Below are 26338 nucleotides of genomic sequence, written 5' to 3'. Positions count from 1 at the left end.
CGGTGATCCCGCCGGCCCGGTGACCCCGCCGAGCCGGTGACCGGCGTACCGCACTGGTCTGTTCGCCCCCGACTTCCGGCTGTGCCGCTCGGGCGGGCGGCTACGTAACGTCCCGCACGAACGTCTCGACCCACCAGTGAGGGGAAGACCTCGTGCGAAGACTCTTAGCCGGCGCGGCCGCGGCCGCGCTGATCGCCGGGGGCGCCGCGACCGCGCCCACCGTCGCCGCGGCGGCCCCGGGGACCACCGCCCCCGGGGCCGCCGAGGCGGTGCCGCAGCAGACCGACGAGCTGCCGAACCCGTTGGAGGACAAGCGGCGGGCGTTGCGGCAGGAGGCGCTGGCCAAGGTGCTGACCGGCGAGGCGACCGCGGAGAAGCGCGGCGCCAGCACCGTCGTCAAGCTCGGCCGCAAGGACCGGGTGGGCGCGCGGACCGAGGTCGACCAGTACGTCGAGCTGGAGCGGGAGAAGGTCGACAGGATCTTCGTCGTGCTCGCCGAGTTCGGCGACGAGCGCCACCCGGACTACCCCGACCGGGACACCGCGCCGAACACGCCGGGGCCCCAGCGGTTCGACGGCCCCCGGCACAACGAGATCCCGCAGCCGAACCGGGCCGTGGACAACACGACCATCTGGCAACCGGACTTCGACCGGGACCACTTCCAGGACCTGTACTTCTCCACCGCGCCGGACGCCAACTCGGTCGCGAACTACTACGACCGGCAGTCCTCCGGCCGCTACAGCGTGTCCGGCACGGTCACCGACTGGGTGCGCGTCCGCTACAACGAGGCCCGCTACGGCCGGTCCAACGGCTACCCGTGCTCGGGCAGCGTGTGCGACAACAGCTACGAGCTGGTCCGCGACGCGGTCACGAGGTGGGTCGCCGACCAGCTGGCCGCGGGCCGCACGACCGAGCAGGTCCGGGCCGAGCTGGCCGCGTTCGACGAGTGGGACCGCTACGACCACGACGGCGACGGCGAGTTCAACGAGCCCGACGGCTACCTCGACCACTTCCAGGTCGTGCACGCGGGCGGCGACCAGGCCGACCGCGACCCGTGGCAGGGCGAGGACGCCATCTGGAGCCACCGGGGCTACGCGTTCAAGAACTACAACACCGGTCCCGCCGGCAACAAGCTGGGCGGCGCGCCGATCGGCGACACGGGCCTGTGGGTCGGCGACTACACGATGCAGCCGGAGAACGGCGGCGTCAGCGTGTTCGCGCACGAGTACGGCCACGACCTCGGCCTGCCCGACCACTACGACACCAGCGGCGGCGGCACGAACGGCGTCAACTGGTGGTCGCTGATGGGGCAGACGCGGGTCGGCGAGCCGGGCGAGCCGCCGGGCACGCGGGCCAACGAGCTGTCCGCGTGGGACAAGCTGCAACTGGGGTGGCTGGACTACGAGGTGGCGGTCGCGGGCCAGGAGCGCATGGTCGACCTCGGGCCGCACGAGTACAACACCGCCAAGGCGCAGGGCCTGGTGGTCGTGCTGCCCGACGTGGCGAAGACGTTCCGCTACGGCGACCCGTTCGCCGGGACGCGGATGTGGTGGAGCGACCGGGGCAACGACCTGGACAACACGATGACCCGGGCGGTGGACCTCACCGGCAGGGCCGGCGCGGAGCTGACCCTCAAGGCGCGCTTCGACGTCGAGGAGGACTTCGACTACGTCTACGTGGAGGCGGCGAACCCGGACGGCAGCTGGACCCAGCTGGACGGCACGGTCGACGGCCGCCCGTTCCTCCGCGACTCCGGCGACGCGCCCGCCATCAGCGGCTCCTCGGGCAACCGCTGGGTGGACGTCCGGGTGCCGCTGGACGCCTACGCGGGCACGAGCACGAAGATCCGCTTCGCCTACCGCACGGACGGCGGCCTGGCGTTGCAGGGGTTCTTCGCCGACGCCGTCGCGGTCACGGCGGACGGCGCGCCGGTGCTGGAGGACGGCGCGGAGACCGGGACCGGCTGGGCGCTCAAGGGCTTCCGCAGCACGGCCGGTACCGAGACGAAGGCGTTCGACCAGTTCTACGTCGCGTCCCACCGCACCTACGAGTCCTACGGCGGGTACAACCGCACCGGCCCGTACCGCTACAGCTTCCCGGACCGGCCGAGGTGGGTGGAGCACTTCCCGTACCAGGACGGCCTGCTGGTGTCGCTGTGGGACACCAGCCACCTGGACAACAACACCAGCGAGCACCCCGGTGAGGGCCTGATCCTGCCGGTCGACGCCAACCCCGCGCCCATCTACCACCTCGACGGGTCGGCGTGGGCGCCCACCGTCGGCGGGTACGACGCGCCGTTCGGGTTGCAGAAGTCCGACTCGTTCACCCTGCACGTCAACGGCAAGGCGTCGTACGTGCGCGGGCAGCCGGCGAAGCCGGTGTTCGACGACACCAAGCAGCACTGGTACCCGGAGACGCCCACCACGGGCGTGAAGCTGCCGGCGGTGGGGGTGGGGCTGCGCGTGCTCTCGCAGTCCGGCACGTCCCTGCGGGTCAGGCTGTTCAGCACCCGGTAGGTGTGCCCGGTGCCGGGCGTGGCCCTTGCGAGGGGCACGCCCGGCGCACCCGCGCCGTCGTCCCGCGGACCGGCCGCACGGCCCGGTCCGGGGGTCAGCGCAGGCGCTTGATCTCGCCGCGCGTGCGGTAGAACGAGCCGCCGGTCGAGGTGACGACCTCGGTGACCAGGTAGCGGGCCCCCGGCACGCGGATGTTCTTGGGGAACTGCACGCCCCACGTGCGGTCGTAGCCCTCGGAGACGACGTGCACCCTGACCCGGCCGCCCTCCCGCACGCACTCGACGACGACGCCCTCGCCCGGGGCGGCGTGCGAGACGACCTCGACCTCGGCGGTCGCCTCGACGCGGTCGATGGCGCCGGCCTTGATGTCCCGGCGCTGCGGCAGTTCCCCCTGCTCGGCGGCGCGCACGGCGGACGTGCTCGCGTCCAGGCAGGCCAGCGAGCCGTCCGTGGTCACCAGGTAGAGCCGCTCGTCGCGGTACTGCATGGAGAACGCGGAGCCGCAGCCGGTGGCGAGCTTCCACAGCCGGGTCCCATCCGCGGCGAAGCAGTACACCGAGGACTGGTTGTCGCCCGCGAAGACGAACTCGCCGTCGGGGGAGGTGGCGCAGGAGAACACCGGTGCGTCGCAGCGGTAGACGGCGGTCTCGCGGCCGTCCGACTTGGCGAACCGGTGCACCCGGCCCCGGCTGGTGCCCGCGAACACCTCGGTGCGCTCCTGCCAGCCGAACAGCACCTCCCCGACGGTGTCGGCGTGCCACGCCCGGTGGCCGCGGCCGGTGTAGTGGGTGACGCCCCGGGAGTGGCCGTGGAAGACGCCCTCCGGCGAGCAGCGGACCATCCAGGCGCTGTCGCCGGTGGCCGGGCACGACCACTGGAACTCGTCCTCGTGGTCCACCACGGTCACCCGGCCCTGCCGGTCGGACACGCCGAGCACGCCGTCGTGGATGTCGAGCCAGTAGATGTCGACGTCGTCGGCGATCTCGTAGGCCACCCGCGGCACCTTGGCGCCCAGGTCGTACACCTGGCCGTCGTCGCACCCCGCGTAGATCCAGAAGTCGTCGGCCACGATGCACTTGACGGCGTCGGGCAGCCCGAACCGCCCGGTGACCCGGCCGTCGTGGGTGAGGGTGTAGACGTCGCCCTTCTCGTTGCCGACCCAGGCGTGGTCCTCGCCGATGAAGATGCCGAACGCCGGGGCGCCGGAGGCGAACCGCCACAGCACCGGCGCCTGGTGGGCGGTCGAGCGGGTGCTGACGATCTGCCGCCGGCTCACCGACCGGCGTTGGCGCACGCCCCTGACGGCGGGGGCGTAGCCCTTGCGCACCTTCTCGCCGATCTTCTTCTCGGCGGCCTTGAGGGCCTTGGCGTGGTCGCCGAAGGACGCGTTCCTGACCTGCCCCGGCTCCCCGATGCGCCCGTAGGTGATGGTGACCTCGGTGCCGTCGACCCGCACCTCGTAGAACTTGTGCGCGCCGCCGCCCGCCTCGGACAACTCCAGGTACGTGGTGCCGGACATGGGTTCGCTCCCCCCTCGCGTGATCTTGTGAGCACGGTATCGGGGGGCACCGACAAGAACCGGCGCCGACGAGAACGGGCGCCGACGAGAACCGGCACCGGCGAGAACGGGTCAGCCCGTCGCGGTGGCCCACGCCAGGCTGAGCCGCCAGGCGGCGGCGCGGGTGGCGGGGTCGTACGAGGCGTCGGGGGAGCGCGCCTCGCGGTCGCGGACGTAGTAGCGGCCGGTGGTACCGGCGAGGGCGGGGTCGACGGCCAGGCGCAGGGCGGCCCCCGCGCCCTGTTCCGGGGTGAGCAGCCGGCGGTGGATCAGCGACCGGAACGGGGCGAGGGCGGCGGGCACGAGGTCGTCGACCAGGCCGGTGCTGACGATGCCGGGGTGCACGGAGTTGACCGTGACGCCCGCGTCGCGCCACCGGTCGGCGAACTCGTACCCGCACGTCGTGGTTAGCAGCTTGGCGCGGGCGTAGGCGGCGAACGGGGCGTAGCCGTCGGCGGGGTTGAGGTCGCGGGCGTCGGTGGCGGTGGTGAGGTCGAGCGTGACGGGGCGGGGGCGGCCGGGCAGCGGCACGGCGCGGGCGTCCGACATGGCGGCCGAGACGACGTTGACCACGCGGGCGGTCCCGGCGGCGAGCAGGCGGTCCGCCAGGAGGTGGGTGAGGGTGAAGCCCGCGAGGTGGTTGACCGCGAGGTGCGCCTCCACGCCGTCCGAGGTGAGCCTGCGCTCCCGGTAGTGCGCGCCCGCGTTGTTCACGAGCAGGTGCAGGGCGTCGTGGCGGGCGGCGAACTCCGCGGCGAGCCGGCGCACGTCCGCGCGGGAGGCGAGGTCGCCGGTCAGGACCTCGACGCGGTCGGCGCCGGTCTCCTCCGCGACGTGCCGCGCCAGGGCCTCGCCGCGCTCCCGGTCGCGACCGGTGGTGACGACGTGCGCGCCCGCCCTGGCCAGCTCGGTGGTGATGACCCGGCCCATCCCGCCGGTCCCGCCGGTGACGAGGGCGGTGCGGCCGCGCAGGTCGACCGGGACGGCGGCGCTCACGCGGCGATCCGCGGCGCGGCGTGGAGGTGCGCGGGCGTGACGGCCTCGCGCACCAGGAAGTCGGCGAGGTCGGCGCGGGACACGGACGTGGTCAGCCGGATGCGCAGGTCGGTGCCGGTGCGGTAGCGGCCGGTCGGCGGGGTGTCCCGCAGCGCGGGCGGTCGGACGATGGTCCAGTTGGTGTCCGAGGCCCGCACGAGCGCCTCCATCGACTCCTTGTCGCGCATCTTGTGCGCGACCGACGCCCACAGCGCCAGCAAGTAGGGGGAGCGGTCGCGGCTCTCGGCCGCGCCGTGGGCGCTGACCACCACCAGGCGGCGCACGCCGGTCGCGGTCATGGCGCGCAGCGCGGCGCGGACGCCGTCGGTGCACACCGTGACCGGTCCGCGCGCGGAGGTGCCCAGGGCGCTGACGACCGCGTCGTGGCCCGCGACGGCCTCGGCGAGGCGGTCGCCGCGGGCCGGTCGGGGGTGGGCCGGTCCGGGGTGGGAGAGGTCGGGGTGAGAGAGGTCGGGGACCACCGCGACGGTCAACCCGGGAGCGGGCGGCAGGGCGTCGGCGCGGCGGGTGACGGCGGTGACGCGGTGCCCGGCGCGCAGGGCGACCTCGACGACGGCCCGCCCGGTGCCGCCGGTGGCGCCGAGGACGACGAGGCGGGAAGGTTGTGAGTCATTTTGTCTCATAGTTGGAGTCTGGCATCGCACGCACTCGTGAGTCAACTTGTCTCATAAGATGCCGGCATGGCCGACACCGAGGACCCGCGCGTCACCCGCAGCCGCGAGGCGATCCTGGTCGCCGCCCGGGAACTCCTGCGCGACGGGGGACCGGCGGCGGTCACCCACCAGCGCGTCGCCGCCCTCGCCGGGGTGGGCCGGGCCACCGTCTACCGCCACTGGCCGCGCCCGGAGCAGTTGCTGACCGACGCGATGGCGGGCGTCCGGATGCCGTTCTTCCTCGACCCGGAGGTGCCGGTCAGGCCGTGGCTGGAGCGGCAGCTCCGCGTGCTGGCGGACGAGCTGGCGCTGCCCGACGTGCTCGCCGTGACGACCTCGCTGCTGCACGGCGCGGTGTGGGACCCGGAGGTGACCGACCGCCGGGACCGGCTCGCCGCGGCTGTCGGCGGTCGGCTGCGCGCGGCGCTGGAGGCGGCGGTGGACGCCGGCGAGCTGCGCGCGGACGGGCTCGACGACGCGCCGGCCCTGCTGATCGGCCCCCTGCTCTACCGCGGCGTGCTCGAACCCGCGCCCGTGCCCGACGACCTGATCGCCCGCCTGCTCGACGCCGTGGGCACGTGGGCGGACCGGTAGCCGCCGCCGTTTCCCGGCGCGGGCGACGGGTACCCGGTCGTCCCGCGGTGCCGTCAGGGAGGAGCCGACGTGAGCGACGATCCCGGCGAGCGGCCACGACCGGCCGACCTCGACCCGGTCACGGCCGAGAGCGAGCTGGAGCCCGACTTCGGCGACGAGCACGACAGCACGACGGCGGACGACGGGACGCCCGCGGAGGGCGCCGACGAGTCCGTGCCCGAGGGGCGCGGCGGCATGGACCAGGGGGCCGGCGGACCCCCGTGACGGACCCCCGTGACGGACGTCCAGTAGCGGACGCCCGGTGGCGGGCCGGTCAGCGGGTCGGCACGGGGTCGACCAGTCGGTGCGCGGCGCGCTGGAGTTCCGCGGTGCACATCATGAGCCTGCGGGTGGGCAGGTGGCGGACGTAGTGGTCCACGTCGGCGCCCAGTGCGAACACGTGCACCGGCACGCCGGTGCGGCGGCCCGCCTCGACGGCCTGGCCGAGCGCCGCGAGCACGGCCGGGTGGCGGGTCTGGTAGGCCGAGGCGACCAGGTGGTTGCCCCGGTCCGCGGCGAGGTAGAACTGGATCAGGTCCTTGGTGCCGATGAACAGCTCGCTGGCGCCCGCGGCGCAGAAGTCGGCCGCCGAGTGCACGGCCGCGGGGGTCTCGACGAAGACGCCCAGCGGGGTGTCGTCGGTCAGGCCGAGGTGGCGGCGCAGGCGCAGGAACTCGGCCAGGTCGTTGATGAACGGCACCGCGAAGCTGATCCGGGCCGCCTCCGCGCCCAGGTGCCGGCGCAGGTGGGCGCGCAGCGCGCGGAACGCGTGGGGGTAGAGGCGCTCCTCCAGCAGCCAGCGCGCGCCGTGCAGGCCCATCTCGGGGTTGGGCTCGTCGTCCACCTCGACGCCGGTGGTGATCTGGGCGGCGTCGTCGGAGCGCAGGTCGAGCAGCCGCATCACCAGGCCCTGGTGGGGGAGCAGTTCGCCCACCATCGAGCACAGCTGCTCGGCGATGCCCGCGCCGTAGCGCTCCGCCGCCACGACCCCGGCGCGCAGGGCGTCGATCGGGCTCAGGTCGGCGGCCAGGCAGGCGAACTCCTCGCGGATGAAGAAGCGGTCCACGCGCTCGGTGCGCCGCGCGACGGCGTTCGTGGAGCGCACGTCGGTGGCGTCGGCGATCACCACGCAGATCGAGTCGACCTCGTCGAGGGCGCCGACCGGGCTCTCCGGCGACCGGGGCGCGGGCACGGTGCCGGCCAGGACGACCGACGCCCGGTCCAGGCGGACGGTGACCTCGCCGGTCAGCCGGTCCAGCGCCTCGGGGGCGACGCGCAGCACGGGGATGCCCCGGGACCGGCACAGCGACTGCATGTGACCCGTCCGGCCGCCGCGCGCGCAGACCACCGCGGCGGAGGCGACGATCGCGTCGTACAGCTCGGGGCCGAGGGACTCGACGACCAGGACCGAGCCGGGGACCGGCCGCCCGGAGCGGTCGCAGGTGCCGCGCGCGCTCGTCGTGCCCGGGTCGACCAGCACGATCCCGGGGATCTCGTGAAGGGTCACGGAAGTCCTCTCACCTGGTGGCGCTCGGCTCGTGCTCCGAGGATGGCAACCGGGCGGCGGTCGCCGCATCTTCACGAGTGCGGTGCGTGACCGTCCACCACGGATCGGAGCCGGGCGACCCCGTCGTCAGCGCACCGGTTCGTCCAGCCCGAGCAGCCGGCGCAGGTCGCGCGGCGTCACGGACAGGTCGTTGAGCCTGGCCTCGGCCGTCGCGCTCACGGCGTGCCGCAGCGCCCGGTCCGGCGGGGCGGGGCGCCCGGCGCGGGCGACCTCCCGGGCCAGGTCGGCGAGGCCGTCCTCCAGCAGCAGCGCCGTCCGCTCGCGCTCGTCGCGGCGGCGGGCCGCCATCCGGCGCACCTCCAGCACGACCGCGCGGTCGAACGCCTCCTCCTCACCGTCGCCCGGGGAGGCGTGCTCCTCGTAGCAGGACTCGACCCGGCGCAGCACGGTCGCGGCGACGCCCACCGAGTGGTTCTTGATGGCGGCCAGGTTGAACGAGAACGCCCCCATCCGGCCGTGGCGGACGATCTCGTCGCCCTCGCGCGGCCCGCCCACGGCGGAGACCGGCCCGGACGGCGCGCCGTCCGGGCCGAGCAGGGTCCCGGAGGCGTCGACCTCCACGCCGCGACCGGTGCGGGCGTGCGGCACGGCGACGCCCTTGCGCAGCAGGTTGCGCCACAGCGCCGAGCCGACGCGGGCGTAGTCGGGCTCGCGGCCGAAGTTCGCGATCACCAGGTCCGCTTCGAGCTCGTGGGCGGTCCCGGCGGAGTCCACGGTCAGCGCCAGCCTCCCGGAGCCGGTGGGCGCGATCCGGTCGACCCGGCCGGTGACGAGCCGGACCTGGTCGCCCAGCGCGGCGTGGACGACCTCGGTGGTGTAGGCGACGGCGCTCACCCGCAGCGTCGCCAGCAGGCTGCCGTAGCGGTCGAGGAGCGCGCGCAGGTCGTCGGTGGGGATGCGGGCCAGGACGGGGGACAGGTGCGGCTCCCACGCCTTGGAGATCCGCTCGGTCACCACGGCCGGCGGCACGTCGGGGTGCTCGCGCGCGATGGTGGCGCGGGCCCTGGCCCACTCCCGCTCGACGAGCCGGACGAGGTTGTCGCGGCCCTCGTAGGCGTCGCCGCCCAACCGGGGCGCGGGCAGCGGCAGGACGCGGTGGCGGTGGTCGTCGGGGTAGGTGCGCAGCGTGAGGCCGGAGCGGGAGATCATCCGGATGGGTCCGGTGTGGCCGCGCCGCAGCAGCAGGGCGGCGGAGTCGTAGGCGCTGAGCAGGGTGCCGACGACGGCGACGGTCGCGTCCGGCGGCAGGGCGAGGATGCGTTCGACGGCGTGGCCGGAGTAGGGGTGGCGCACGAACGCGGGGTGGTCGGCGACCTCGGCCGCGAAGGGCAGTTCGCGCTCCTCCAGGCCGGTCGCGACGACGACGTGGTCGGCGCGGACGGTGGTCCGCCCGGTGGGGGCCTCGACGACCACGCGGGCCGCGTGGTCCTCCACGTCGAGGTCGACCACCTCGCCGTCCAGCTCGACCAGGACCACGCCGGCGGACGCCTCGCGCGCGGCCTCGGCCAACCGGTCGGCGAGGTAGTCGGCGTAGACCCGGCGGGGCGCGGGCCCGGACTCGGTGAACACCGCGTCGCGCCACTCGGGCGGCCAGTCCGCGCGGTCGGCCTCGGTGTTGGCCCAGCGCACGAAGTCGTCGACGTCCTCGCGGAACATCGCCATGCGCCCGGCCTGGATGTTGAAGACGTGCTGCCAGGGGTTGCCCTCGCGGTGGTAGGCGACGCCGGCGCTGCGGTGCTCCGGGCGCCGCTCCACGAGCACGACCTCGCCGGGCTCCCGGGCGAACCGGAGGAGCCGGACGGCGGTGGCCGTGCCGCCCAGGCCGGCCCCGACCACCACCACGCGCCAGGGGGCTTCGGGAAGTCGAACCATGTCGCTCCTGTCCCCGGCCGGAGCGGGCCGAGGGGCCGGCGTCGTCGGGTGCTGTCGGGGGTCCTCGTCGTCGCCGAACCGCAGGTGGGGGAGGGTTGTGACGAGGGTAGCCCAACAACGTTATCCAACAAGCCGCCGTTCCGGGGCGGTGTTCCCGGCCCCGGCGCCCGCCCCCTCCCCCGCGCTCCACGCCGCCAGGCCCGACGCGGTCGGCCGCTCGCCGGGGAAGGCGTCCGCGAGGACCCGCGCGTACCGCTGACCGTCCGGTGTGGACAGATCGGGTGGCGCCAGCCAGGGCGCGAGGTGCCCGCCCCGGGGCTCGCCCGCCAGCACCAGCACGTCCGGCGCGCCCGGCACGACCCGGAGGCCCAGGCGGGCGGCCTCCTCCCGCACGACCCGCTCCGCCGCGACCGCGCGCGGCGAGGCGTCGGACGCCACGGCGAACGGCCCGCCGATCGCGGCGACCCCGGCCCGCAGCGCCGCCGCGTCGGCGTCGGTCAGCGCGGGCCACGGCAGGTCGCCCCGCGCGCCGGCCAGCTTCGCCGCCAGCACGGCCGAGGCGTGGTCCGGCCCCTCAGGACCCCGCACGTCCGGTCCGGTCCACGCCCCGTCGCCGGTGTCCACCACGACGGTGGTCCGCGCGCCCGCGCGTTCCAGCCACAGCTCGCCGCGCCCCGGCGGCAGCCACACCAGCGCCCAGCGCCCGCTCGCCGCGGGGCGCGGCCGGACCGGCACCAGGGCCGAGGGCGCGTTGCCCGCGGACAGGTCGGTGTCGCCGGTGTGCACGAGGTTCCAGCCCGGCATGTGCGGCACCACCAGGAGGTCCACCGGACCGCCGCCCGGCAGGGCGACCCGGGTCAACAGCGGGTCGCCCGGGGTCGGCGCGTCGAGCCGGCCGGCGACCACGACGTGCCCCAGGCCGGCCAGCAGGACCAGGCCCAGCGCCGCGCCCGCCGGCCGCACGTCCGCCGCCGGCGGGCACAGCGCGAGCCACGCCGCGCCGGTGAACGCCGCCACCAGCACGACGTACGCGGACGACGAGGGCGGTCCGCCGGTCCACGCGCCGGCCGCGACGACCACGAGCGCGGAGGCCGCCGCCGCGCACCGCCCCAGCACGGGGTGCTCGCCCCGCAGCACGGGCGGGAGCACGAGGAGCGCGATCAGCGCCACCGCCGCGGGACCCGGCAGCCACGTCGCCTTCGCCACCAGCAGCACCGCGACCCCGCCGGCCGCGGCGGCCCCGGTGACCACCCGCCTCGCCGGCAGCCCCGGCGGGGAGGGGAGGAACGGCCGCACCAGCGCCCAGGCCGCCACCGCCGTCACCGATCCGAACAGGACCAGCCGCAGCAGGGTGAAGCCGAGCGGCAGGCCGACGGCGGCGTGGTCGTGCACCGGCTCAGGCCGCCGCGCCGACCGGCAGCGCGCAGGAGCACCGCATCGCGGCGCGCTCCTCGCGGGTCGGGCGCATGTGGAGCACCATCGCCACGACCATCGGCACGAACACCACGAAGTTGTAGAACAGGTGCAGCTCCACCCTCGGCACGATCAGCTGGATCACGCTCGTCGGCGCGGGCCGGCCCAGCAGGGTGGTGCCCGTCGACGCCTGGACGATCAGCAGCAGGTGCTCGACGTGGTGCCAGAACTGGAGGCCCAGCGCGACGCCCCACCACGTCCTGGAGCGCCCGACGAACCCCTTGCGCAGCGCGAAGAGGAAGACCAGCATGACCAGCGCGAAGCCGTAGTGCATCACCTCCGAGGTGACCAACCACGGCATCCACAGACCGAGCACGCCCTTGGCCTGCGGCACCGGCCAGCCGAGGGCGTAGATCTGCACGGCCTGGGCGATGTGCTCCGCCCAGTGCGCGAGGACGACCAGCAGGAAGGCGTACAGCGCCGGCCGGTGCAGGCGCGTGGTCAACGGCGATCCGGCGGTGGTGGGGTGGGCATGGGTCTGGACCTGGGAGTCGACCACGGTTCCTCCTGCTGCGCTCGACCCGGCGGGGCGGCTCCCCGAGCCGGGCGGGTCTTCGGCTTCCCGATGCGTCGAAGACCCCCGGGCGCGGACGCCGCGATCGGGGTCGGTCGCGCGGCCCGCGTGACGGTGCGGTGATCGTTCCCGCACCCGCACGCCCGACTGTATGGCGCTGACGCCGCCCGTCCTTCTTCCAGCGTGCGGCGTGCCCGGCGGGGACCGGTCGGACCGGGACGGCGGGGCGGACGATCGGCCCAGCGGGTTGGGGCGTTTGCCCGTCGGGGGTGCGCGGAAATGCCCGGTACGGGTGCTGTGGGGTCTTCTCGGGACACTCGTCGGGGACCGGCGACAGGGCGTTAGCGAACGCTCACCCGGAAGGCGTAGTTTACGCTGTCCACAGGTGACGTAAATGATTCTGCTGTCACCCTCTGAAATAGTCGGGGTGAACAAAAGCAAAGACCGCTTCCAGGTGCCCCAAAGATCATGAAAAATCTTCACTGTCGCCCGTCTTGGCTGCTTGCCGAGGCTGTCGGCAGCCTGGTAACTTGCGAAAAATCGCAGGTCGATGGAGTGGGTCGGAGGTCGTCGAGTGAGACGCTGAGTCCTGCGTTGCGAAAGTCTCCCAGTTGGTCCCGGTCGTGTCGGGAGTGGTGCGCGCAGTCGCGCAACCGGTTTCAACCCATTTCGTCATTCATTGGATCTGCGATGTGGGGGTCGTGGTGGAAGATGTAGTAGAACGCGCGGTAGGGCGAGTCGTCGAATTCATGTACGACAATCTGGGCGAGCAGTTCACGATCGACGACATGGCCCGCACCGCGATGTACAGCAAGTTCCACTTCTCCCGGGTCTTCCAGCGGGTCACCGGCGTCTCGCCCGGCCGGTTCCTGGCGGCGATCCGGCTCCAGGAGGCGAAGAGGCTGCTCGTGTGCACCTCGTCCACCGTCACCGACATCAGCCACCGGGTCGGGTACACGAGCGTCGGCACGTTCAGCTCGCGCTTCCGCAGCAGCGTCGGCGTCTCGCCCACGGAGTACCGCCAGCTCGGCGGGTTCGCCGCGAAGGTGCCGACGGCCTGGCGCGGCCAGGGGACGCACACCTCGACGGTGCACGGCCGGATCGACGCGCCGCGCGACCTGCCGTCCGGGCTGACCTTCCTCGGCCTGTTCCCCGACCCGATCCCGCAGGGCGTCCCGATCCGCTGCTCGGTGCTGCTGCGGCCCGGCCCGTACCTGCTCGCCGACGTGCCGCCCGGCACGTGGTACCTGATGGCCAGCTCCGTGCCGCCGGACCGCGAGGCGGTGCCCGACTGCTCCTACCCCGACGGCGACGCGCCGAACGTCGCCTGCTCCGGGCCGATCACCGTGCGGGCCGGCACGGCGGTCGACCCGGTCGACCTGTGCCTGCGCCCGCGCAGCGCCCTCGACCCGCCGGTGCTCATGGCGCTGCTGGACGTCCAGTCCGCCGCGCTCGCGGTCGAGACGGCGAGCTGACCCCGGCGCACGACGACGGCGAGCCGGTCCTCCGCGGACCGGCTCGCCGTCGTCGTGCGCCGGGTGGTCAGGTGCGCACGACCGCGCTGCCCGTCGTCGCGCCGTTGCGCGCGGGGTCCGCGGCGGCCGGCACCCGGTCCTCGGGCGCGCCCTGGACGGGTTCGTCCTGAGTGGACACGACGGGTGCGGCCTGCCGGGCCCGGTTCGCGTCCACGAAGTGCAGCGCCCACAGGAAGCCGCCGCGGACCAGGCAGACGATCGCCGTGGCGAAGAAGATGCCGTAGGGGATGCTCATGCCCATCAGCACCCCGTACACCGCCGCCACGCCCGCGCCGAACGCCACCTGCGAGGCGGGCCGCGACGGCGACGTGCCCGGGTCGGTCACCATGTAGTTGGTGAACAGGATGAACGCGACGCCGGTCATCATGCTCAACCCCGACGGGATCGACACGTCCAGCAGCACGCCGCGCACCACCGCCTGGAGCGCGAACCCCACCAGCCACGCCATGATCAGCCACAGCCGGTTGGTCAGCATCCCGTTCAGCATCGAGCCCGCGACCAGGATGACCAGCGGGATCACCCAGTCCCAGAACGTGCCCACGTGCTCGGTGAAGTGGTACGGCGGGGCGATCGACGCCCAGGGGAACACCAGCAGCACCACCGCGATGCCGAAGTTCGACGGGTTCATGTAGTGGCGCATCCGCCCGCGCACCGGGGCCCGCAGCACCCACTTCGCGCCGACCGCCACGGTGACGGCGAAGACCATCACCCAGACCTGGTCGTTGACGTAGGTCAGCATGTTCACCGCGAGGCTGGTGATGTGCGCCGGGTACAGGAACTCGACCAGCCCGCGGGCACCGCGGCCGGCGAACCGCGGCGCGCGGCCCTCCTGGCGGGCGGAGACCGCCTCCAGGCCCAGCTCCACCGCGTAGCCGGTGGCCAGGGCGATGAACGGCCACAGCCACGGCTGCTCGAAACCGAGCACGGTGTAGCCGAGGACGTTGAGCACGCTGATGGAGATCGCGAAGCGCCGCAGCGCGGTGACGATCTTGGGGTCGTGCCGCGGCGGTGCGGTCGCGGTCGTCGTGTCGGCCATGCCGGTCACCCCTCCTCGGCCCGGTCGCCGAGCCGCACGTCGTGCCACCCCGGCTCCAGCGTCATCTCCTGCTCGTGCACGTCGCCGTCCCGGTCGCGCCACGTGACGCGCGCCCGCACGGGGCGGTCGTCGGACCCGAGCCCGAAGTGCACCTCGTGGCTGCGCTTGCCGGAGTGGCCGCTGCCGCCGTCGACCCGGTTGACGAGCGTGCGGCCCGACGCGGTGGTGACCTCGACCTGCGCGCCGATCACGGGGGAGCCGGCGCCCGGGAACGACCCGGGAGCCACACCGCCCTCGTGCGTCAGGCGCAGGCCCAGGAACCGGTCGGTCCCGCCGCCGGTGTTGCGGTAGAACACCGGGTCCTCCCACTGCCGCGAGATCGCCATGTCGAGCCTGCCGTCGCCGTCCACGTCGCCGGTGGCGATGCCGCGCGTGGGCACCGGCACGTCCAGCCCGAGGGACGGGGACACGTCGGTGTAGAAGCCGCGGCCGTTGCGGGCGAACAGGTGGAACCGCTGGTGGCCCGCCACGTCGTCGCCCGGCCCCACCACCGGCCACCACACCGGGTTGGCCAGCAGCGCGTCGTTCGCCGTCGCCAGCTCCTGGAGCTGCGGCCAGCGGTTGACGTCGCCCTTGACGAACCCGGTCGCCTGCGCGACCTCCAGCCCGCCGTCGTTGTCGAAGTCGGCGAGCTTGACGTCCCAGCCCCAGCCCGACCAGGCCAGGTGCAGCGGCCCGCTCTCGTCCTCCCAGACCGCCCGGCCGGCGGCCAGCTCGGAGGTGATCGCGGCCGGGTCGTCCTCCGTGCTGAGGAACGCGAAGTGCGACTCCTCGATGCCGAACGAGGTGGTGATGTTGCTGACGTACAGGTCGTACGCGCCGTCGCCGTCGAGGTCGCCGAAGTCGACGCCCATGCCCTTGAAGGAGTCGATGCCGACGTTCTTCGACCTGGGCTCCATCGGCCCGCGCGAGCCCTCCACCACGGTGAAGGCCACGCGGCCGGGCGCGGAGGTGTTGTAGAGCAGGCGGTCGGGGCCGAAGTCGTGCGCCAGGTACAGCTCGGGCAGCAGGTCCCCGTTGACGTCGTTGGAGCTGGACGCGAGGGTCCACCCGCGCGAGGCGTCCGCCGGGATCGCGCCGGGCGCCTCCTCGAACCGCGCCCCGGGCTCGTCGCCCGACGTGCCGCCGGTCCAGCGCAGCAGGTGGTCGTCCCCGCCGTTGAGCGCGGCGGACATGGAGGCGTTCATCTCCACGCCGGTGCTCCGCGACGGGTCCAGCACGGGGCCGTCGGGGAAGTAGTTGCCGATGTAGACGTCGTCGTGGCCGTCGCCGTCGAAGTCGGCCACGGTCGCGGAGTTGGAGTTCCACTCCGGGCCGTCGTAGCGGCCGGAGGAGGAGCCCGGCACCAGCTCGGTCGCCCGGTACGCGTCCGGGCCGAGGCCGTCGGCGTTCGCCCTGGCCAGGTGCAGGACCGGCGTGCGGCCCCACAGGTAGACCAGCAGGTCCACCCGGCCGTCCTCGTTGAAGTCGCCGGGCACGCACCCCATGGGCGCCATCACGTCGTTGACCGGCAGCGCGCCGGTGGTCAGGGCGAACGGCTCGTAGCGCCGCTCCCGGCCGGCCTCCGGGGCCGGGGTGACGACGACCTGGTCGGTGCGCACGTCGACGTAGCACAGGTCGTTGGACAGGCCGTCGCCGTCGAGGTCGTTGAGCGCCACGGCCGAGCCGACCGAGGAGATCCAGGCGTCGATGTGCGCGTAGCGCTGGTTCACCGGTCGGACGGACCGCTGGGTGTAGCCGCCCGGGAGGGCGATGGTCTCCGGCGCGAAGCCGAAGCGCGACGCGAGCTCCTGCCTCTCGTGCGCCGACACCTCGGGCAGTCGGGCCACCGAGAACGTGGCCGCGACGAGCACGAGCGCCATGACGCCGGGCAGCTGCCTGCGCAGCCATCTGGCTGTCGAGGTCACGGTTCGACTCCTTCCTGGCGTGCGGGGACCCGCGGCGGTGGGCCGCGGCCGGGTATTCGCGCGTGTCCTCCGGGTGCCGGTCGGGCGGCACCCGGGAGAACGTCAGGAATGGGTTTCGGAAACGCCTGCGCCGGTCGTCGGACCCGAATGCCCAGCCGGGGCGTCGGGGTACGCCACCCGCTCGGTGCGCAGCACGGTCAACCTCGCCCCAATTCGATCAGCCCGTCTCCGGACGGGCGGACGACAAAATCGTTGCAGGAAGTCCGGCGGCGCTGCTACTTCAGACTTGCTCACCGGACGGCCGGTTCAGCCGGGTAATTGAAGCTTCCTCGGCGGCGCTCCGAACGGGTATTCGCATTCCGTATTTCCGCTGGTCACAGCCCCTGTCGGCGCAGGTTGGGCGGTTTTTCCGGCCGCTCCGGACGGCGCTCCGACCGGACCCGGCTGCCGACGTACGGCCGAATTGCCCTGCGCTGCCCGGGTGGTTTCAAAGTAGCGGCAGTTACGTTCGCACAACGGTCCGGAACGGCCATTGTCCGTCCTGCCGGGCAAGCCACGAGAAGCCACGCGCCGGACGACCGTGTGATCCTCGTGCCGCCGGTCGCGCACTCCGTCCAACCGAAAGTGGGGCAGGGATGATCACGCTGGAAACCGTCAACCTGGAGATCGAGGGCCCTCGGGCCACCGTTCACCTGAACCGGCCGGACAAGAAGAACGCGATGAACCCGCAGATGCACCGGGACATGAACACCGCCCTGGACCGCATCGAGGAGGACGGCGGCGTCAAGGCGGTCGTCATCACCGGCAGCGGCAACAGCTTCAGCTCCGGCATGGACCTGGAGGAGTGCTTCCTGCGGCCGTTCGACGACCCGCAGCTGTTCTACCGGACCAACCTGGTGGCGCTGAACTGGTTCAAGCGCCTCAAGGCGTTCCCGGCGGTGACCATCGCCAAGGTCAACGGCTTCGCGTTCGGCGGCGGGTTCCTGGTGACCGGGCTGTGCGACCTCGCGGTCGCGGACGAGGCGGCGCTGTTCGGCCTCTCCGAGATCAACTTCGGCATCTTCCCGGCGGGCGGCGCGACCTGGGCGGCCACCCACAACCTGGCCCGCAAGCAGGCGCTGTACTACATCCTCACCGGGGACACGATGACCGGCCGGGAGGCCGAGCGGCACGGCCTGGTCAACAAGGCGGTGCCCGCCGCCGAGCTGGACGCCGAGACCGACCGGCTGGTGGCCAGGATCGTCGACAAGAACCCGGTCACGCTGGAGCTGGCCAAGCAGGTCTACGAGCGCACCACGGCGCTGGACCTGCCCGCCGCCATCGACTACGACCAGGCCAAGCTGTGGGAGCTGTCCCGGCTCAGCGGCAACGAGTGGATCAACGTCGCGCTCAGGCAGTTCGAGAAGCGCAGCTACCAGCCCGGCCTGAGCACCTACAAGCGCGCCGACGCGGACGTGGCGCCGTGATCGTCAGCGGTCCGCCCGTCGAGGTCCCGGACACCTCGCTGTCCGAGTTCGTGCTGGAACGGGCCCGGCGGCACGGCGACGCGGTCGCGGTCGTCGACGTCAGCGGCGCCGGCCGCTACACCTACGACGAGCTGGTGTCGACCGTGCGCCGCGCCGCCGCCGGGCTGCGCTCGCTCGGCTTCGGCAAGGGCGACGTGCTGGCGGTGCTCGCGCCGAACGTGCCCGAGTACCCGATCGTGGTGCACGCGGCCGTCCTCGCGGGCGGCGCGGTGGTCGTGCTCAACCCGCTGGACACGCCCGACGACCTCGCGGCCCGCCTCACCGAGGCGGGCGCGCGGCTGCTGGTGACCGTGCCGGCCGAGGTGGACGAGGCGCTGGCGCTCGCCCGCCGCACGCCGGTCGGCGAGGTCGTCGTGCTCGGCGAGGCGGCCGGCGCGACGCCGTTCTCCGCGCTGCTGGTCGACGACGAGCCGCCCGAACCGGACGTCGACCCGGCCGAGGACGTGGCCGCCCTGCTGCACTCCAGCGGCAGCACCGGCCACCCCAAGGGGGTCGTGCTGACCCACCGCAACCTGATCGCCAAGGCGCTCCTGACGAGCCTCGTCGCCCCCAGCGGCGCGGGCGCCAGGGTGCTGGCGATGCCGCCGTTCCACCACGCCTTCGGGCTGACCATGATGATGAACGCGAGCCTCGTCCAGGGCTCCACGATGGTCACCATGCGGCGCTTCGACCCCGAGGCGTTCCTGAAGGCCGTCGAGGACCACCGGATCACGCACCTCTACGTCGTGCCCACGATGGCGGTGCTGCTGGCCCGCAGCCCGCTGGTCGACCGCTACGACCTGTCGTCGCTGCGCTCGATCGTGTCCGGCGGCGCGGCGCTCGACCCGGGCATCGCCGAGCTGGTGCGGCGGCGCGTCGGCTGCGACATCGCCCAGGGCTACGGCCTCACCGAGTCCATGGTGTCGTTCATGCAGGACCGCGTGCCGGTGGTCCCGGCCTCGGTCGGCCGCCCCGCGCCCGGCGTCGAGTGCAAGGTCGTCGACGTCGACACCGGCGAGGAGCTGGGGCCGAACCGGGACGGCGAGGTCCTCGTGCGGGGGCCCCAGGTGATGAAGGGCTACCTCAACGCCGAGGAGGCCACCCGGCAGGTGCTGGGACCCGACGGGTTCCTGCGCACCGGCGACCTCGGCCACGTGGACGAGGACGGCGAGCTGTTCCTCGTCGACCGCATCAAGGAGCTGATCAAGTACAAGGGCCAGCAGGTGTCGCCGGTCGAGCTGGAGGCCGTCCTCATGACGCACCCGAAGGTCGCCGACGCGGCCGTGGTCGGCGTGCCGGACGAGGAGGCGAGCGAGGTGCCCAAGGGTTTCGTCGTCACCCGCGAGCCCGCGACGCCCGAGGAGCTGATGGCGTTCGTCGCCGAACGCGTCGCGCCCTACAAGAAGATCCGCCGGATCGAGTTCGTCGAGCGCATCCCGCGCACGCCGGTGGGCAAAGTGGAACGTCGAGTCCTGAAAGGACGCGACGCGGCGGAGCGCGGCGACGCCGCCTGAAAACCGTTCCCCGCAGGACGCCAACCTCGGAGAAGCGGTGCCCCGGTGGCGGGGGGAACCTGGAAGTGGCGCCCGGCCGAGGGAAACGGAGAACCGATGAACCGAGTCGTGTCCAGGGCGGAGTGGCTGGAAGCCCGCAAAGCCCTCCTGGAGAAGGAGAAGGAAGTCACCAAGGCGCGCGACATGATCGCGGTCGAGCGGCAGAACCTGCCGATGGTGAAGGTCGAGAAGAACTACCTCTTCGAAGGGCCGCGGGGCACCCTCACGCTGCCCGAGCTGTTCGAGGGGCGGCGTCAGCTCGTCGTCCGGCACTACATGTTCAGCCCGGGCGCCGAGGAGGGCTGCATCGGGTGCTCGATGCAGGCCGACAGCGTCGGGGAGCTGGCGCACATGTGGGCGCGGGACACCACGTTCGCCATGGTCTCCCGCGCGCCGCTGGCGGACTTCCAGCCCTTCAAGGCCCGGATGGGCTGGACGATGCCCTGGTACTCGTCCTACGGCAGCGACTTCAACTACGACTACGAGGTCTCGACCGACCAGGGCGAGTCGCCCGGCGTGAGCGCCTTCTACCGCGAGGGCGACGACGTCTACTTCACCTACTCGATCTTCGACCGGGGCGGTGACATCTTCAAGAACTTCTACAACTACCTGGACATCACGCACCTCGGGCGCCAGGAGGACCGGCTGGAGCACCCGTGGGACTGGTGGCGCTTCAAGGACCGCTACGACGTCGAGGGCGCGGCCGGTCCGGGTGACAACTGGTGGAACGGCACCAGGTACCAGCAGTAGCCCTTCCGCACGCACGGCAGGACAACCCCAGGGAGGACCCGAACATGAGCGACTCGTCCGGCAGGACCGCGATCGTCGTCGGCGCGAGCCGCGGGCTGGGTCACGGGATCGCCACCGCGCTGGCCCAGGCGGGCACACCGGTGGTCGCCGTGTCGCGCACCCCGGCGCGGTTCCCCGGCGCGGGCGCCGTCCGCACCGAGGTCGCCGACGCGGGCGACCCGCGGGTGGCCGCCGACCTCATCGACCGCCACGCGCCGGGGACGATCGTCCTGGTGGCGGGTGCCGTGCCGCACATGCGCCCGCTCCAGCAGCAGACGTGGGAGACGTTCTCCGCCAACTGGGAGAGCGACGTGCGCATCGCGTTCCACTGGCTGCGCGAGGTGCTGCTCACGCCGCTGCCGCCGGGCGGCCGGGTGGTCGTGTTCAGCAGCGGGGCGGCCCTGAACGCCGACGGGTCGCCGCTCAGCGGCGGCTACGCGGGCGCCAAGGCCACCCAGCGCTACCTCGCCACGTACGCGCGGGGCGAGGCGCGCGCCGCCGGGCTGGACACCACGTTCACCTCGGTGCTGTCCCGGTTCGCGCCGTCGACCGGGGTGGGCCGGCCCGCGGTGGAGGCGTACGCGGCCCGCGCGGGCGTGGCGGTGGAGGACTTCCTGCGCCACCACGCGCCGCTGCTCACGCCGGAGACGGCGGGCAAGGCGATCGTGGACCTGGTGCAGGCGGACGCGGCGGAGGTCGCCCCCGCGTACGTCCTCAACGGCACCGGGCTGCACGTGCTGCCCTGACCGGAACGCGGCACGCGGCACGGACGGCGAACGGCACACGGCAACGGCACGGCACGGCACGGCACGGCACGCGGCACGAGAACGGGAACGGGGCGGGACCTCCACGCGGGGGACCCGCCCCGTTCCCGTGCGGTCACCCGTTTTTCCGGGACATTTCGCGAAACGCCCGGAAAAGCCCTCGGCAAGGCGGGAGAAGTACCGCCGGGACGGCCGCTCCCATACTGGTTCCCGAGTTGGCCGGCTGTGCTCGCCGTCGAACCGGGCGGACGCCCGAGTGGTGGATCGACCGCGTCACGCCGTTGTCGCTACCAATCCAGTGAGCCTCGCGGGAGAGAATCCCGACGGCGGTCGGCGGGGAGATCATGGCTGAATTCGCAGGACGAACGCGCAGGCTGGTGCCGGGAGTGGTGACGCTCCTCATCGCGGCCCTCCTGTTCGCGGTGTCGCAGAACGCCGTCGCGGTGCCCGAGGGCGACGGGATCGCGGCGCAGTACCGGTTCCGGGAAATGCCCATCGCGATGCCGCCGGGTTACGAGGACCGGGAGATGAAGAGCATCCGGGAGGTCAACCCGGCCTACTTCCGCATCCGCAGCTGGGTGTCCTCGGTCGGCGCGGGCATCGCGCTCAACGACCTCACCGGCAGCGGGCGCGCCAGCTCGCTGTGCATCGTCGACCCGCGCACCGACGAGGTGATCGTCACCTACGCGCCCAACGCGCCGCAGGAGGACCGGTTCGACCCGTTCCTCCTCGACCCCGCGCCGCTGCCCGCCGGGCGCGCGATGGCGCCCACGGGCTGCACGCCCGGCGACTACAACGTGGACGGCCGCACGGACCTCCTGGTCACCTACTGGGGCCGCACCCCCGTCCTGCACCTGGCCAAGGCCGACGCCGACGAGGTCGCCCCCGAGTCCTACAAGCCGCAGGAGCTGGTGCCGCAGGTGACCGTGGACGGCGAGTACCACGGCCCGAAGTGGCACACCAACGCCGTCACCGTCGGCGACCTCGCGGGCAACGGCCGGCCGGACATCATCATCGGCAACTACTTCCCGGACTCCGACGTGCTGGACCCGCTGGGCCAGAACAACGTGGAGATGAACGACTCCCTCTCGCGCGCCCTCAACGGCGGCGGCAGCCACGTGCTGCGCTGGGAGGCCGGCACGGCGGGCGCCGACCCGACCGCGAGCTACTCGCAGGAGGTCGACGCCATCCCGCACCTGGCCGCGAACGGCTGGACGCTGGGCCTGAGCAACGCCGACATGACCGGCGACGGGCGGCCCGAGGTCTACGTCGCCAACGACTTCGGCCACGACTTCATGCTGCACAACACCTCCACCGAGGACGGGATCATGTTCACCGCGGTCAAGGGCGAGCGCACGCCGACCACGCCGAAGTCCTTCATCGTCGGCAACGACTCGTTCAAGGGCATGGGCGTCGACTTCGGCGACGTGGACCGCAACGGCAGCTTCGACATGGCCGTCAGCAACATCACCACCGCGTGGGGCCTGGAGGAGAGCCACTTCCTGTGGGTCAACGACGCCGAGACCCCGGAGCGCATGGGCGAGGCGATGGACCGGGGCGTCGCGGACTTCACGCAGCGCGCCCAGGAGCTGGGCACCGCCTGGTCCGGCTGGGGCTGGGACATCAAGATGGGCGACTTCGCCAACACCGGCAACCTCGACGTCGTCCAGACCACCGGGTTCGTCAAGGGCGACATCGACCGCTGGCCGTGGTTGCAGGAGCTGGCCATGTCCAACGACATGCTGGTGTCCAACCCGGCGATGTGGCCGAACATGCAGCCGGGTGACGACATCTCCGGCCACGAGGCCCCCGCGTTCTTCGCCCGGGGCCGCGACCACGACCAGTTCGTCAACATCACCGGCGAGCTGGGCCTGGGCGTGCACCACCCGAGCCGGGGCGTCGCGACCGGCGACACCAACCGCACCGGCGCGCTCGACCTGGCCATCGCCCGGCAGTGGGGCCCGCCGTCGTTCTACGCCAACGAGTCGCCCGACCGCGGCGGCCACCTGACGCTGCACCTGTACCGGCCGGTGCGGGGCGCGGAGTCGGGCCTGTCCGGTCCGGGCACGCCGGTGTACGGCGCGACCGTCGAGGTCTCCACCCCCGACGGGCGCAAGCAGGTCTCGCGGCTCGACGGCGGCAGCGGCCACGGCGGCAAGCGCAGCTTCGACGTCCACTTCGGCTTCGGGGACTACACCGGGCCGGTGTCCGCGCGGGTGAGCTGGCGCGACCTCGACGGCCGCCCGCACGAGCAGACCGCGCAGCTCCAGCAGGGTGACCGCACCCTCGTCCTGACCAGCACCGCACAGGAGGTCCCGGGCCGATGACCGCCACCGCCGACACCGAGCAGGCGGGGGCGGGCGCACCGCCCCCCGCGTCGCCCACGATCCCCGCGCCGACGAAGCCCAAGCTCGACCCCCGCTACGTCGCGCTGCGCAACTTCGCCCTCTCCATCAGCGTGTTCAACGTCTTCGGCTACACCCTGCTGGGGTTCGAGCAGCCGTGGCTGTGGCCGATCGTCGCGGTGCTCACCGGGTACGCCACCGAGCTGGCGCTGGAGGTGGTGAGCGCCTGGTCCGCCAAGCGGGCACCGAGGTTCGCCGGCAACGGCGCGCGCGGCGTGTACGAGTTCCTGCTGCCCTCGCACATCACCGCCCTCGCGGTGAACATGCTGCTGTACGCCAACAACCAGCTGTGGCCGGTGCTGTTCGGCGTGTTCTGCGGCGTGGCGGCCAAGCACGTGCTCCAGGCCCCGATCGCGGGCCGGATGCGGCACTACATGAACCCGTCGAACTTCGGCATCACGGTGGCGCTGCTGGTCTTCGGCTCGTGGATCAGCATCGCGCCGCCGTACGAGTTCACCGAGGAGGCCAACTACTACTGGCGGGTGATGATCCCGATCATCATCGCCACCGCGGGCACGGTGATCAACGGGATGCTCACCAAGCGCGTGGCGCTGATCGTGGGGTGGATGGGCGGGTTCGCCATCCAGGCGTTCGTCCGGCACTGGATCTGGGACGTGTCGCTCTACAACGCGCTCGGCGTGATGACCGGTGTCGCGTTCGTGCTGTTCACCAACTACATGATCACCGACCCGGGCACGACGCCGACCAAGCCGCTCAACCAGTTCGCGTTCGGCGGTGGCGTGGCGTTCGTCTACGGCGTCCTCATGGTCTTCAACGTCGTCTACACGCTGTTCTTCGCCACCGCGATCGTGTGCCTGGTCCGCGGCCTGGGGTGGTGGGTGGCGCACCTGCGCGGGAAGTCCCGGCAGCCGCGGTCCGTCGCCGACGCGGTGGGCGGCACCGCCCCGGTCCGGCCCACCGGGCACGGACCCGCGGGCCACGGCCACAGCGGCAGCGGGGTGGTCAAGGTATGAGCGCGCCGCGGACCGGGGCCGAGGTCCTGCTGGTCGACGCCCCCGACCACGCCCCGCTGCGCCGGGTGCTGACCGGGCTGGTGGAGCTGCTCGCGGGCGCCGACCGCGCCCGGCTCGCGGACCTGGCCGGTTCCCTCGCCGCCGAGCTGTCCGGCCACCCGGTGCGGGCCGCCGTCGTGGCCGCGACGCCGGAGGAGGCCCGGGAGCGGCTGAGCCGCCTCGCCGCGCTGGTCGAGGCGGGGGAGACGGCCGTGTTCGCGCCCGACGAAGGGCTGTTCCTCGACCGGCGCGCGGAGCCGCCGCGGATCGCCCTGCTGTTCCCCGCCCAGGGCCCGCGCGGAGGGGCCGGCGGCGCGCTCGACCGCTTCCCCGCGGCGGCCGGGGTGCTGCGCGCCGCCGACCCGGGGAACGGGCAGGACCGCGTGGTGGCCGAGTCGTTGGCGGTCGCGCGGGTGCTGGAGTCCGTCGGGGTGCGGGCGCGCGTCGCCGTCGGGCACAGCCTGGGCGAGTTCACCGCCTTCGCGTGGGCCGGCGCGCTGGACGCCGAACGGGCGGTCGCGCTCGCCGCCGCCCGGGGCCGGGCGATGGCCGACGCGGGCGACGGCGCGGGCGGCATGGCCGTGCTGCTCACCGGGGCCGAGCGGGCGACCGCCCTGGCCCTCGGGGAGGACGTCGTGGTCGCCGGCTTCCACGGCCCCCACCAGGTCGTGCTGTCCGGGGCGGCCGACGCGCTCGACCGGGTGTGCGCCGCCGCCGAGGACGACGGCGTGCCCGCGTTCCGGCTGGGCGTCCCGCACGCCTTCCACACGCCGCGCGTCCGGGCCGCCGCCGACGCCGTGGCCGAGGTGCTGGCCGGCGTGGAGTTCGGGCCGGTGGCGCGGGAGGTCGTCTCCACGGTCACCGCCCGGCCGGTGGCGGCGGACGCCGACGTGCGGGGCCTGCTGCACGAGCAGGTGCTCGCGCCGGTCCGGTTCCACCAGGCCGCCGAACGGGCGGTCGCCGGGGCGGACCTGGTGCTCGAAGCGGGACCCGGTCGTGTGCTCACCGACCTGGTCGCGGAGATCGCCCCGGCGGTCAGGGCGCTCGCCACCGACACCGCCGACCCGTCGTCGGCCTCGCTGCTCACCGCGGTCGCCGCCGCGTTCGCGCTCGGCGCGCCGGTCGACGGCGCGGCGCTGTTCGCCGGTCGCGCGTGGACCCCGGTGCGGACCCGGCTGCCCGCCGGCGGCGGGCTGGAACGCGTGGTCGAGGACTGCTGCCGACCGAGGAGGGCGTCGTGACCGGGAACGGGGCTGGGGCCGGGGTGAACGGGGCCGGGGTCGACGGGGCCGGGGTGAACGGGGCCAGGGCGGACGGGGCTGGGGTGGACGGGGCCGCGCCGGGCCTGCGGGAGGTGATGCGCGAGTTCGCCACCGGCATCACCGTGCTGACCACCGGCGGCGAGCACGCCCACGGCATGACCGCGAACGCCTTCGGCTCGGTGTCGCTGGACCCGCCGCTGGTGATGTGCTGCGTGGCGCGCACGGCCGCCATGCACGCGGCGATCACCGGGGCGCGGCACTTCGCGGTGTCCATCCTCGCCGCCGACCAGGAGCCGGTGGCCAGGTACTTCGCCGACCGGCGGCGTCCGCGCGGGCCGGCCCAGTTCGACGGCGTCGACTGGCGGCCCGGCCCGCGCACCGGCGCGCCCCTGCTGGGCGGCTCGACGGCCTGGCTGGAGTGCCGGCTCGCGCACGCCCACGAGGGCGGTGACCACACCATCTTCGTCGGCGAGGTCCTGGCCGCGAGCGCCGTGCCCGGTGGCGGGCCGCTGCTGTTCTTCGGCGGCGGCTACCACCGGGTGGCGGCCCTGCCGGGCGGGGTGCGCTCGTGACGGCGACCGGTGCGGCCGACTTCGTGCCCGTGGAGGTGCCCCGCCCGGCCAACGGCGACGGCCGGACCGCCGCGCGCGCCCCGGGGAACGAGGCG

General features: G+C 73.6%; 21 protein-coding genes. 12 read left to right on the top strand and 9 right to left on the bottom strand.

What is annotated here, in order from left to right; translation table 11 throughout:
• The first annotated feature begins 152 nt into the window (after nt 1-152).
• Nucleotides 153-2516: an immune inhibitor A domain-containing protein gene (locus ACRAKJ_RS24550; protein WP_438924768.1), complete on the top strand. Its 2364-nt coding sequence runs from the start codon at nt 153-155 to the stop codon at nt 2514-2516.
• Nucleotides 2517-2610: 94 nt separating this feature from the next.
• Here ACRAKJ_RS24550 and ACRAKJ_RS24545 read toward each other — a convergent pair whose 3' ends face one another.
• The 3 genes from ACRAKJ_RS24545 to ACRAKJ_RS24535 all read right to left on the bottom strand — a co-directional run bounded on the left by ACRAKJ_RS24545 (nt 2611) and on the right by ACRAKJ_RS24535 (nt 5753).
• A complete protein-coding gene (locus ACRAKJ_RS24545; RefSeq protein ID WP_438924767.1) occupies nt 2611-4035 on the bottom strand; it encodes a WGR domain-containing protein in 1425 nt (474 codons plus the stop codon).
• Between the two features lie 111 nt (nt 4036-4146).
• A complete protein-coding gene (locus ACRAKJ_RS24540; RefSeq protein ID WP_438924766.1) occupies nt 4147-5070 on the bottom strand; it encodes an SDR family NAD(P)-dependent oxidoreductase in 924 nt (307 codons plus the stop codon).
• Nucleotides 5067-5753 carry an NAD(P)H-binding protein gene (locus ACRAKJ_RS24535; RefSeq protein ID WP_438924765.1) on the bottom strand — a complete coding sequence of 229 codons (687 nt, stop codon included), beginning with the start codon at nt 5751-5753 and terminating at the stop codon, nt 5067-5069. The genes ACRAKJ_RS24540 and ACRAKJ_RS24535 overlap by 4 nt, the downstream gene beginning before the upstream one ends.
• Before the next feature lie 57 nt (nt 5754-5810).
• Between ACRAKJ_RS24535 and ACRAKJ_RS24530 the strand changes: the two genes are divergently transcribed.
• Nucleotides 5811-6377 carry a TetR/AcrR family transcriptional regulator C-terminal ligand-binding domain-containing protein gene (locus ACRAKJ_RS24530; protein ID WP_438924764.1) on the top strand — a complete coding sequence of 189 codons (567 nt, stop codon included), beginning with the start codon at nt 5811-5813 and terminating at the stop codon, nt 6375-6377.
• A 69-nt stretch (nt 6378-6446) separates the two neighbouring features.
• Entirely contained in the window at nt 6447-6641 is a 195-nt protein-coding gene (locus ACRAKJ_RS24525) for a hypothetical protein (protein WP_438924763.1), read from the top strand.
• A 49-nt stretch (nt 6642-6690) separates the two neighbouring features.
• Here the strand turns inward: ACRAKJ_RS24525 and ACRAKJ_RS24520 are convergent, their stop codons facing one another.
• The 4 genes from ACRAKJ_RS24520 to ACRAKJ_RS24505 form a co-directional block, all read right to left on the bottom strand.
• Entirely contained in the window at nt 6691-7923 is a 1233-nt protein-coding gene (locus tag ACRAKJ_RS24520) for a putative PEP-binding protein (protein WP_438924762.1), read from the bottom strand.
• Between the two features lie 126 nt (nt 7924-8049).
• Nucleotides 8050-9855 (bottom strand): FAD/NAD(P)-binding protein, encoded by a 1806-nt coding sequence (locus tag ACRAKJ_RS24515; RefSeq protein WP_447008679.1) that lies wholly within the window; start codon nt 9853-9855, stop codon nt 8050-8052.
• 120 nt (nt 9856-9975) lie between these two features.
• Entirely contained in the window at nt 9976-11247 is a 1272-nt protein-coding gene (locus tag ACRAKJ_RS24510; RefSeq protein ID WP_438926976.1) for a DUF6239 family natural product biosynthesis protein, read from the bottom strand.
• A 4-nt stretch (nt 11248-11251) separates the two neighbouring features.
• On the bottom strand, nt 11252-11827 hold the full coding sequence (locus tag ACRAKJ_RS24505) for a hypothetical protein (protein ID WP_438926975.1): 576 nt from the start codon (nt 11825-11827) through the stop codon (nt 11252-11254).
• A gap of 764 nt (nt 11828-12591) precedes the next feature.
• On the opposite strand from ACRAKJ_RS24505, the gene ACRAKJ_RS24500 reads away from it, so the two are divergent.
• Nucleotides 12592-13317 (top strand): helix-turn-helix transcriptional regulator, encoded by a 726-nt coding sequence (locus ACRAKJ_RS24500; protein ID WP_447008678.1) that lies wholly within the window; start codon nt 12592-12594, stop codon nt 13315-13317.
• Nucleotides 13318-13384: 67 nt separating this feature from the next.
• Here the strand turns inward: ACRAKJ_RS24500 and ACRAKJ_RS24495 are convergent, their stop codons facing one another.
• Complete coding sequence (locus tag ACRAKJ_RS24495; protein ID WP_438925616.1) at nt 13385-14413, bottom strand: enediyne biosynthesis protein; 1029 nt, start codon at nt 14411-14413, stop codon at nt 13385-13387.
• A 5-nt stretch (nt 14414-14418) separates the two neighbouring features.
• Nucleotides 14419-16380, bottom strand: coding sequence for a CRTAC1 family protein (locus tag ACRAKJ_RS24490; RefSeq protein ID WP_438925615.1), 1962 nt, complete (start codon nt 16378-16380; stop codon nt 14419-14421).
• Nucleotides 16381-17015: 635 nt separating this feature from the next.
• Here ACRAKJ_RS24490 and ACRAKJ_RS24485 point away from each other — a divergent pair.
• The 8 genes from ACRAKJ_RS24485 to ACRAKJ_RS24450 all read left to right on the top strand — a co-directional run bounded on the left by ACRAKJ_RS24485 (nt 17016) and on the right by ACRAKJ_RS24450 (nt 26243).
• Nucleotides 17016-17846, top strand: a complete 831-nt coding sequence (locus ACRAKJ_RS24485) for a p-hydroxycinnamoyl CoA hydratase/lyase (RefSeq protein WP_438925614.1) — start codon at nt 17016-17018, stop codon at nt 17844-17846.
• A complete protein-coding gene (locus tag ACRAKJ_RS24480) occupies nt 17843-19399 on the top strand; it encodes an AMP-binding protein (RefSeq protein ID WP_438925613.1) in 1557 nt (518 codons plus the stop codon). Before ACRAKJ_RS24485 ends, ACRAKJ_RS24480 begins: the two co-directional genes overlap by 4 nt.
• A gap of 96 nt (nt 19400-19495) precedes the next feature.
• On the top strand, nt 19496-20188 hold the full coding sequence (locus ACRAKJ_RS24475; RefSeq protein ID WP_438925612.1) for a DUF899 family protein: 693 nt from the start codon (nt 19496-19498) through the stop codon (nt 20186-20188).
• Between the two features lie 44 nt (nt 20189-20232).
• Complete coding sequence (locus ACRAKJ_RS24470; protein ID WP_438925611.1) at nt 20233-20973, top strand: SDR family NAD(P)-dependent oxidoreductase; 741 nt, start codon at nt 20233-20235, stop codon at nt 20971-20973.
• Between the two features lie 362 nt (nt 20974-21335).
• Entirely contained in the window at nt 21336-23318 is a 1983-nt protein-coding gene (locus ACRAKJ_RS24465; RefSeq protein WP_438925610.1) for an ASPIC/UnbV domain-containing protein, read from the top strand.
• The gene (locus ACRAKJ_RS24460) at nt 23315-24370 is read left to right on the top strand and encodes an enediyne biosynthesis protein (RefSeq protein WP_438925609.1); all 1056 of its coding nucleotides are present in this window, start codon (nt 23315-23317) and stop codon (nt 24368-24370) included. The genes ACRAKJ_RS24465 and ACRAKJ_RS24460 overlap by 4 nt, the downstream gene beginning before the upstream one ends.
• A complete protein-coding gene (locus ACRAKJ_RS24455) occupies nt 24367-25650 on the top strand; it encodes an acyltransferase domain-containing protein (protein WP_438925608.1) in 1284 nt (427 codons plus the stop codon). Before ACRAKJ_RS24460 ends, ACRAKJ_RS24455 begins: the two co-directional genes overlap by 4 nt.
• 116 nt (nt 25651-25766) lie before the next feature.
• A complete protein-coding gene (locus ACRAKJ_RS24450; RefSeq protein ID WP_438925618.1) occupies nt 25767-26243 on the top strand; it encodes a flavin reductase in 477 nt (158 codons plus the stop codon).
• The last annotated feature ends 95 nt before the right edge of the window (nt 26244-26338 follow it).

This window comes from Saccharothrix sp. DSM 118769, from assembly GCF_052936295.1.
This window is presented reverse-complemented; position numbering and strand designations above follow the sequence as displayed.

Bases quoted from the DNA above. Each gene is read 5' to 3' on its own strand.
- ACRAKJ_RS24545 (WP_438924767.1), bottom strand. From the start codon at position 4,035: ATGTCCGGCACCACGTACCTGGAGTTGTCCGAGGCGGGCGGCGGCGCG.
- ACRAKJ_RS24535 (WP_438924765.1), bottom strand. From the start codon at position 5,753: ATGAGACAAAATGACTCACAACCTTCCCGCCTCGTCGTCCTCGGCGCC.
- ACRAKJ_RS24530 (WP_438924764.1), top strand. From the start codon at position 5,811: ATGGCCGACACCGAGGACCCGCGCGTCACCCGCAGCCGCGAGGCGATC.
- ACRAKJ_RS24515 (WP_447008679.1), bottom strand. From the start codon at position 9,855: ATGGTTCGACTTCCCGAAGCCCCCTGGCGCGTGGTGGTGGTCGGGGCC.
- ACRAKJ_RS24500 (WP_447008678.1), top strand. From the start codon at position 12,592: ATGTACGACAATCTGGGCGAGCAGTTCACGATCGACGACATGGCCCGC.
- ACRAKJ_RS24495 (WP_438925616.1), bottom strand. From the start codon at position 14,413: ATGGCCGACACGACGACCGCGACCGCACCGCCGCGGCACGACCCCAAG.
- ACRAKJ_RS24485 (WP_438925614.1), top strand. From the start codon at position 17,016: ATGATCACGCTGGAAACCGTCAACCTGGAGATCGAGGGCCCTCGGGCC.
- ACRAKJ_RS24475 (WP_438925612.1), top strand. From the start codon at position 19,496: ATGAACCGAGTCGTGTCCAGGGCGGAGTGGCTGGAAGCCCGCAAAGCC.
- ACRAKJ_RS24470 (WP_438925611.1), top strand. From the start codon at position 20,233: ATGAGCGACTCGTCCGGCAGGACCGCGATCGTCGTCGGCGCGAGCCGC.
- ACRAKJ_RS24465 (WP_438925610.1), top strand. From the start codon at position 21,336: ATGGCTGAATTCGCAGGACGAACGCGCAGGCTGGTGCCGGGAGTGGTG.
- ACRAKJ_RS24460 (WP_438925609.1), top strand. From the start codon at position 23,315: ATGACCGCCACCGCCGACACCGAGCAGGCGGGGGCGGGCGCACCGCCC.
- ACRAKJ_RS24455 (WP_438925608.1), top strand. From the start codon at position 24,367: ATGAGCGCGCCGCGGACCGGGGCCGAGGTCCTGCTGGTCGACGCCCCC.
- ACRAKJ_RS24450 (WP_438925618.1), top strand. From the start codon at position 25,767: ATGCGCGAGTTCGCCACCGGCATCACCGTGCTGACCACCGGCGGCGAG.